Annotated in this window: 3 protein-coding genes and 4 pseudogenes; 3 read left to right on the forward strand and 4 right to left on the reverse strand. The window is 68.2% G+C overall.

The window, feature by feature from the left end; translation table 11 throughout:
- The 3 genes and pseudogenes from NI18_RS19955 to NI18_RS28195 form a co-directional block, all read right to left on the reverse strand.
- Window positions 1-1,024 (reverse strand): annotated as a pseudogene (locus NI18_RS19955) (phosphoenolpyruvate carboxylase); the annotation flags it as partial.
- 105 nt (window positions 1,025-1,129) lie between these two features.
- Window positions 1,130-1,582, reverse strand: coding sequence for an EF-hand domain-containing protein (locus NI18_RS19960; RefSeq protein WP_306286554.1), 453 nt, complete (start codon window positions 1,580-1,582; stop codon window positions 1,130-1,132).
- Window positions 1,545-2,112, reverse strand: a pseudogene (locus tag NI18_RS28195) (HNH endonuclease). The gene NI18_RS19960 and the pseudogene NI18_RS28195 overlap by 38 nt, the downstream one beginning before the upstream one ends.
- Before the next feature lie 74 nt (window positions 2,113-2,186).
- Between NI18_RS28195 and gluQRS the strand changes: the two are divergent.
- Window positions 2,187-3,024 (forward strand): annotated as a pseudogene (gene gluQRS / locus NI18_RS19970) (tRNA glutamyl-Q(34) synthetase GluQRS); the annotation flags it as partial.
- A gap of 231 nt (window positions 3,025-3,255) precedes the next feature.
- On the opposite strand, the gene NI18_RS19975 reads toward gluQRS, so the two are convergent.
- Window positions 3,256-4,944 (reverse strand): class I adenylate-forming enzyme family protein, encoded by a 1,689-nt coding sequence (locus tag NI18_RS19975; protein ID WP_037532761.1) that lies wholly within the window; start codon window positions 4,942-4,944, stop codon window positions 3,256-3,258.
- Between the two features lie 157 nt (window positions 4,945-5,101).
- Between NI18_RS19975 and lgt the strand changes: the two genes are divergently transcribed.
- Both lgt and NI18_RS23795 read left to right on the forward strand, forming a co-directional pair.
- Window positions 5,102-5,947, forward strand: a complete 846-nt coding sequence (gene lgt, locus NI18_RS19980; RefSeq protein ID WP_235188369.1) for a prolipoprotein diacylglyceryl transferase — start codon at window positions 5,102-5,104, stop codon at window positions 5,945-5,947.
- A gap of 227 nt (window positions 5,948-6,174) precedes the next feature.
- Window positions 6,175-6,322 (forward strand): annotated as a pseudogene (locus NI18_RS23795) (class I SAM-dependent methyltransferase); the annotation flags it as partial.

Genomic DNA, 6,322 nt, shown 5'->3' on the forward strand with positions numbered 1-6,322 from the left:
CGGCCGGGGCGCGGCGCGGCCTTGCCGGTCAGTTTCTGCTGCGTCGCGGCGAGGCGCGCATAGATCCCCGACAAGGCGCGGCGATAGGGTTCGTCGCGCGGCTGGTGGCGTCGTCGCCGCTTGCCGCAGCGAGCGCCTCGACCGCGGGGTCGGCGACGGCGTGCTCGGTCGAGATCGAGAGCTCGGCGCCGAGCGCGTGGACCGCCTGGCAATAATAGCCGAGCACCGCCTCGCTGGCGCGGGCGAGCGCGGTCTTGAGCGAATCGGCGGTGACATAGGGATTGCCGTCGCGGTCGCCACCGATCCAGCTGCCGGGCTTGAGGAAGCTCGGCGTGCGTTCGCCGAGCGCGCGATCCCAGCGCTGGTAGAGCGCGGGCAAAGCGGGGAGGAAGACGTCGCGCAGATAGCTGAGCGCGGTATCGACCTCGTCGGTGACGTAGAGCCGGTCGCGGCGCAGCACGCGCGTCTGCCACAGCAATGCGATCTGGCGCAGGATCGCGTCGTCGACCCGGTCGCCATCGGGGGTGGTGTCGCGACCCGCATCGCGCAGCGCGAGCAGCTCGGCGATGCGGTTGCGGTGGTCGATCATGCTCTTGCGCCGCACCTCGGTCGGGTGCGCGGTGAGCACGGGGACGATCAGCGCATGGTCGAGCAGCGCGCGGACCTGCGTCCGGTCGATCCCCTCGGCTTCGAGCTGCGCGATCGCGGAGGCGAGGTCGGCGCCGTGTTCCGCCGCGATCCCCTGCCGGTCCTCGGCCAGATTGGCGAGCATCGAGAACAGCATGAAGCCGCGGACGAAATCGAGCGTCTCGTCGAGGCTGAGCTTTTCGAGGCTGAGATCGACCGCGGCGTGATCGTCGGTCCGGCCCTCGGCGAGGCCGCGGTGTCGCTCGACCGAGGCCTTGCGGATCGTCTCGGTCGCCTCGAACAGACGCGGTCCGCCATAGCTGCGGATGACGTCGCCGAGCAGCGTGCCGAGGAAACGGATGTCGGAATTGTTCGCGATTGCGGGAAGACTGGCCATGCGCCTTGCTGCGCTGCGACAGGGATCAGGTCAACCGCCGAACCCGCAATCGGCGATGAAATCCGCGTCTGAAGCCGTGCGGTCAGGACATAAAGTTACAGGCGATCACCGCCCCTCGCGCTTGCGGGCTTCGGCGCGTTCTTCGGAGGTGACGGTGCCGTCGTGGTTCAGGTCCATCCGGTCGAACCATCGCAGCGTGCCTTCGCTCCACTCGACCTCGGTGATCACGCCGTCCTTGTTGCGGTCGAACGCCTTGATCCGCGCATTGGGGGAGGGCAGCTCGTCCTTGGTGATGCGATCATCGGCGTTGCGATCGAGCGTGCGGAAGCGGCGTTCCATGCTGGCGCCGAAATCGAGCCGCGAGGTGACCGAGGGGGGGACGAAGCCAACCGCGCCGGCATCCGCCTCTGCGCGCTGCGCGTCCTTGTCGCCGCACCCTGCGACAATCAGTCCCGCCGCGATCACACCCATCATCACCCGCATCGACCCGTCTCCCGCACAGTGCTGCGCGGCCGGACGGTCACGCTTCGAGTTCAATGTCCCAGTAGAGCCAATCATGCCAGGTTTCGTGCAAATAATTCGGCGGGAAGCTGCGGCCATGTTCGTGCAGATGCCAGTTGGTCGGGCGGATCGGCTCGAGATGGAGCGGCATCGCCGCCTGGCGCGGGGTGCGCCCGCCCTTTTTGAGGTTGCACGGCGCACAGGCGGTGACGACATTTTCCCAGGTGGTGCGCCCGCCTTGCGCGCGGGGGAATGACATGGTCGAAGGTGAGATCGCGCAGCTTGCCGCAATATTGGCAGGTGAACTTGTCGCGCAGGAACAGGTTGAAACGGGTGAAGGCGGGAAATTGCGACGGTTTGACGAATTGCTTGAGCGCGATCACCGACGGGAGCTTGAGCGCGAAGCTGGCGCTGCGCACCTCGCGTTCGTAATTGGCGACGATATCGACGCGATCGAGGAAGACGGCCTTCACGGCGGTCTGCCAGGGCCAGACGCTGAGCGGATAATAGGAGAGCGGCGTATAATCGGCGTTGAGCACGAGCGCCGGACATCCATCCGGGTGGCGTATCAGGTCGGGGTGAAACACGGCTCCTCCCACAAAAGTCCCGGACGCGCTTTCGCGCACCGGCATGACAGGGTCATGACAGCACGGCGCGGGACATGGGGTCAAGTCCAGTGAACAGCGCGGAATTCGTCACGACGCGGTTCGCGCCCAGTCCGACCGGGCGGCTGCACCTCGGCCATGCGTTGTCGGCGATCCGCGCGCACGATTTTGCGCGGGCGCGGGGCGGGCGGTTCCTGCTGCGGATCGAGGATATCGACATGGGCCGCAGCCGGCCCGAGCATGTCGCGGGAATCGTGGAGGATCTGCGCTGGCTGGGGCTGGACTGGGACGATCTGTCGTACCAGTCGGCGCGGCTCGCATCCTATCAGGCGGCGCTCGATGGATTGACGCGCGCGGGCTGCTCTATCCGTGTTTCTGCACGCGCGCGGAGATCGCGGCGAGCCTGTCGGCGCCGCATGCCGGAGACGCCGCGGTCTATCCGGGGACGTGCCGGAAGCTGGCGCCCGCCGAGGTCGCGGCGCGGATGGGCGAGGCGCATTGCTGGCGGCTCGACATGACCGCGGCGCTCAGCGTCACGGGACCGCTCGACTGGGTGGATGCGCGGGCGGGGACGGTGCGGGCCGATCCGGCGGCGCAGGGCGACGTGGTGCTCGCGCGCAAGGACGCGCCCGCCAGCTATCATCTCGCGGTGACGCTCGACGATGCGGCGCAGGGTGTCACCGACGTGGTGCGCGGCGACGACCTGTTCGCGGCGACCGACGTGCACCGGCTGTTGCAGGCGCTGCTGGGGTTGCCGACGCCGCGTTATCATCATCATCCGCTGATGGCTGGGGGCGGACGGCGCGCGGCTCGCCAAGCGCACCGGCGCGCCCTCGCTCGCGGCGATGCGCGAAACGGGGGGAGGACGGGCTCGCGGTTGCGGCGCGGGTGCGCGGGATGCTGGCGGAGTCGGGACCCAGAGTAACAGGACGCAACGCTGCTTGGCTCTGGATCCTGACTTTCGTCAGGATGACGAGCAGACGTGAGGCACGCGCACGCCCACCCACTCCCGTCATCCTGACGAAAGTCAGGATCCAGAGTACCAAAACGCACCGCCGCTGGGCCCTGGGTCCTGACGTTCGTCAGGATGACGGGAAGAAGCGAGCTATCCCAGCCGCACCCCCCTCAAACCATCCCCCGATACCGCTCCCGGATCGTCACCTTGTCGATCTTCTCCGTCCCCAGCCGCGGCAGCGGCGCGTCGGCGATCCAGACCCGCTGCGGCACCTTGAACGCCGCGATATGCTGGTGGAGGAACGCGCACAGATCGTCCGGCGTCAGCGTCTCGCCCTCCTGCAGCACCACGACCGCGCCCGGCACCTCGCCGAACCGCTCGTCCGCCAGCCCGAACACCGCCGCCTCCGCCACCGCGGGGTTCTGGTACAGCGCCGCCTCGACCTCCTGGCACGAGATATTCTCGCCGCCGCGGATGATGATGTCCTTCTTGCGGTCGACGATGAACAGATAGCCGTCCTCGTCGAGAAACCCGATATCCCCCGTCCGGAAATAGCCGTCCGCGGTGAACGCCGCCGCGGTCGCCTCGGGCCGGTTCCAATATTCCTTGAAGTTGCACACGCTGCGGATGCCCACCTCGCCGCGCACGCCGACGTCTAGCTTGCGGCCGTCATCGTCGAGGATCGCCAGATCGACCAGCGGCGCGCTCGCCCGCCCCGCCGAATTGGGCTTGGCAATATAATTGCTCCGCCAGTTGCCCGTCCCCACCGCATTGGTCTCGGTCAGCCCGTAACCGATCAGCGGCGCGCTGCCGCCCATCTCCTCGCCCAGCCGCCGGACATGCTCGACCGGCCGCGGCGCGCCCCCTGCGGCGAAGTCGGTCACCGTCGACAGGTCATAGTCGCCGCGATCGGGGTGGTTGAGGATCTCGAAGCTCATCAGCGGCACGCCGACGAAATAGGTCACGCCCTCCGCCTCGATCAGCCGCATCGCCTCGCGCGCATCCCATTTGGGCATCAGCACCAGCTTGCGCCCCATCGCGAAGCTCTGCAGGAACACCGGCACCTCGCCGGTGATGTGGAACAGCGGGATCGTCAGCAGCGTGACCGGCTGGCCGACCGGCGGATTGCCCTGCGCGGTGGCGATGCCGAGCATCATCATCGCCTGCCCCAGATAGTTGAAGATCGCCTGGATGATCGCGCGGTGATCGCACAGCGCGCCCTTCGACTGGCCGGTCGACCCGCTCGTGAACAGGATCGTCGCATGGTCGTCGGGCCCCAGCGGCGGCAGCGCGACGCCGACCGGGTCCTCCTTCAGCAGCACGTCGAGCGCGATTCGCAGCGGCTGGGTGTCGTCGATCCCGATCACCGGCGTCGCCAGCCCGGCGATCTGCGTCAGCCGCTTCACGCGCGGCGGATCGGCGAACACCATGTTGCAGTCGACGTCGCGGATCGCCGCCTCCAGCTCGTCCGACTGCCACCAGCCGTTCAGCAGCGTCGCGACCCCGCCGGCCATGATGATGCCCATGTACAGCACGATCCACGACGGCGAATTGCGCATCGCGATGCCGATCCGGTCGCCGCGCTGGATGCCGTGCGCGGATACCAGCGCGCAGGCGACGCGCTCGGCGGCGTCCTCGACCTCGGCGAAGGTCAGCCGCTCGTCGCCTGCGACAAGGAACACCTGGTCGCGGTGCTCGCCGGCATAATGCGCGAAATAGGCGTTGAGCGCGGGCGGCGCGACGGCGATCGTCGGCAGCGTCACGCCGAACCGCTCGATCGATCCGAGCCCGAGCATCCCCCCGGGCGCGGTCAGCGCCGCCATCGTCGAATCCATCGCCGCGTCTAGCTCGGTCCGCATATCGCTCTCCCATTGCTCCGATGACCCCGGTCTTATCGCCTTGGTCTTATCGTCACCGCTCATTATGCAGGCGCGAACGCGTGGGGAAAAGCCATTGATCCTGTCGACCTTAGCCGCCGTAGCCGGCGGCCTGCCTAGCCCCGCTACGGGCCAACATATCCGGTTCGAGGACCTGGGGCTCCACCCCGACGTCTTCTCGATCGGCTTCTTCACGCTGCGCTGGTACAGCCTCGCCTATATCGGCGGGATCCTGCTCGGCTGGTGGTATCTGCTGAAGCTGCTCGCCCAGCCCGGCGCACCGATGGCGCGGCGTCATGCCGACGACCTCGTCTTCTACGCGACGCTCGGCATCATCCTCGGCGGGCGGCTCGGCTATGTGCTGTTCTACGCGCCCGAAATGATCCTGCGGCCGCTGCGCATCCTGCGGCTCTGGGACGGCGGCATGTCGTTCCACGGCGGCGTCATCGGCGTGTCGCTCGGGCTGATCCTGTTCGCGCGCAAGCACAAGCTCAACTGGCTGCGCGTCCACGACTATATCGCCTGCTGCGTGCCGTTCGGGCTGTTCTTCGGGCGGCTCGCCAATTTCGTCAACGGCGAGCTCTGGGGCAAGCCGACCGACGTCGCCTGGGGCATCGTCTTCGCGCGCACCGTCCCCTTTGGCATGATCGAGCCCGCCCGCCATCCGAGCCAGCTCTACGAGGCCGGGCTCGAAGGCCTCGCGCTGTTCGCGCTGCTCTGGTTCGCCTTCTGGAAGACCAAGGCGCGCTATGACCCGGGCAAGCTCGTCGGCCTGTTCGTGCTCGGCTACGGCCTCGCGCGCTTCACCGTCGAATTCTTCCGCGAACCCGATTCGCAGCTGCGCGCCTTTGCCGAGAAGACCGGGCTCCACATGGGCCAGTGGCTCTGCGTGCCGATGATCCTCGGCGGCCTCTTCCTGATCCTCACCGCCGCCCGCCGCCGCATCCGCGTCGAACCCATCGCCGGCTCGCAGAGCGTCGCGTAACGGACACCACCCTCACCCTCATCCCCACCCCGGCGAAGGCCGGGGCCCAGTTGGGAAGGCCCAGGTGACGAGCGTGCTGCCCCCCGTCATCACCGTCCCCCAACTGGCCCCGGCCTCCGCGGGGAGGCAGAGAGCTTTACGATGACTGACACCACCCCCGACACCGCCCTTCCCGACGCCTCGCCCGCGCGATCACCCTCGCCGGCCCCGTCCCCGTCGCGCAGTACATGGCCGCCGCCAACGCGCACTATTACGCGACCCGCGACCCGCTCGGCACCGCGGGCGACTTCACCACCGCGCCCGAGATCAGCCAGATGTTCGGCGAGCTCATCGGCCTGTGGTGCGCCGACCTGTGGGACCGCGCCGGCGCCGACA

The sequence above is a fragment of the Sphingomonas sp. Ant20 genome (assembly GCF_000783375.1).
Lineage (GTDB): Bacteria > Pseudomonadota > Alphaproteobacteria > Sphingomonadales > Sphingomonadaceae > Sphingomonas > Sphingomonas aerolata.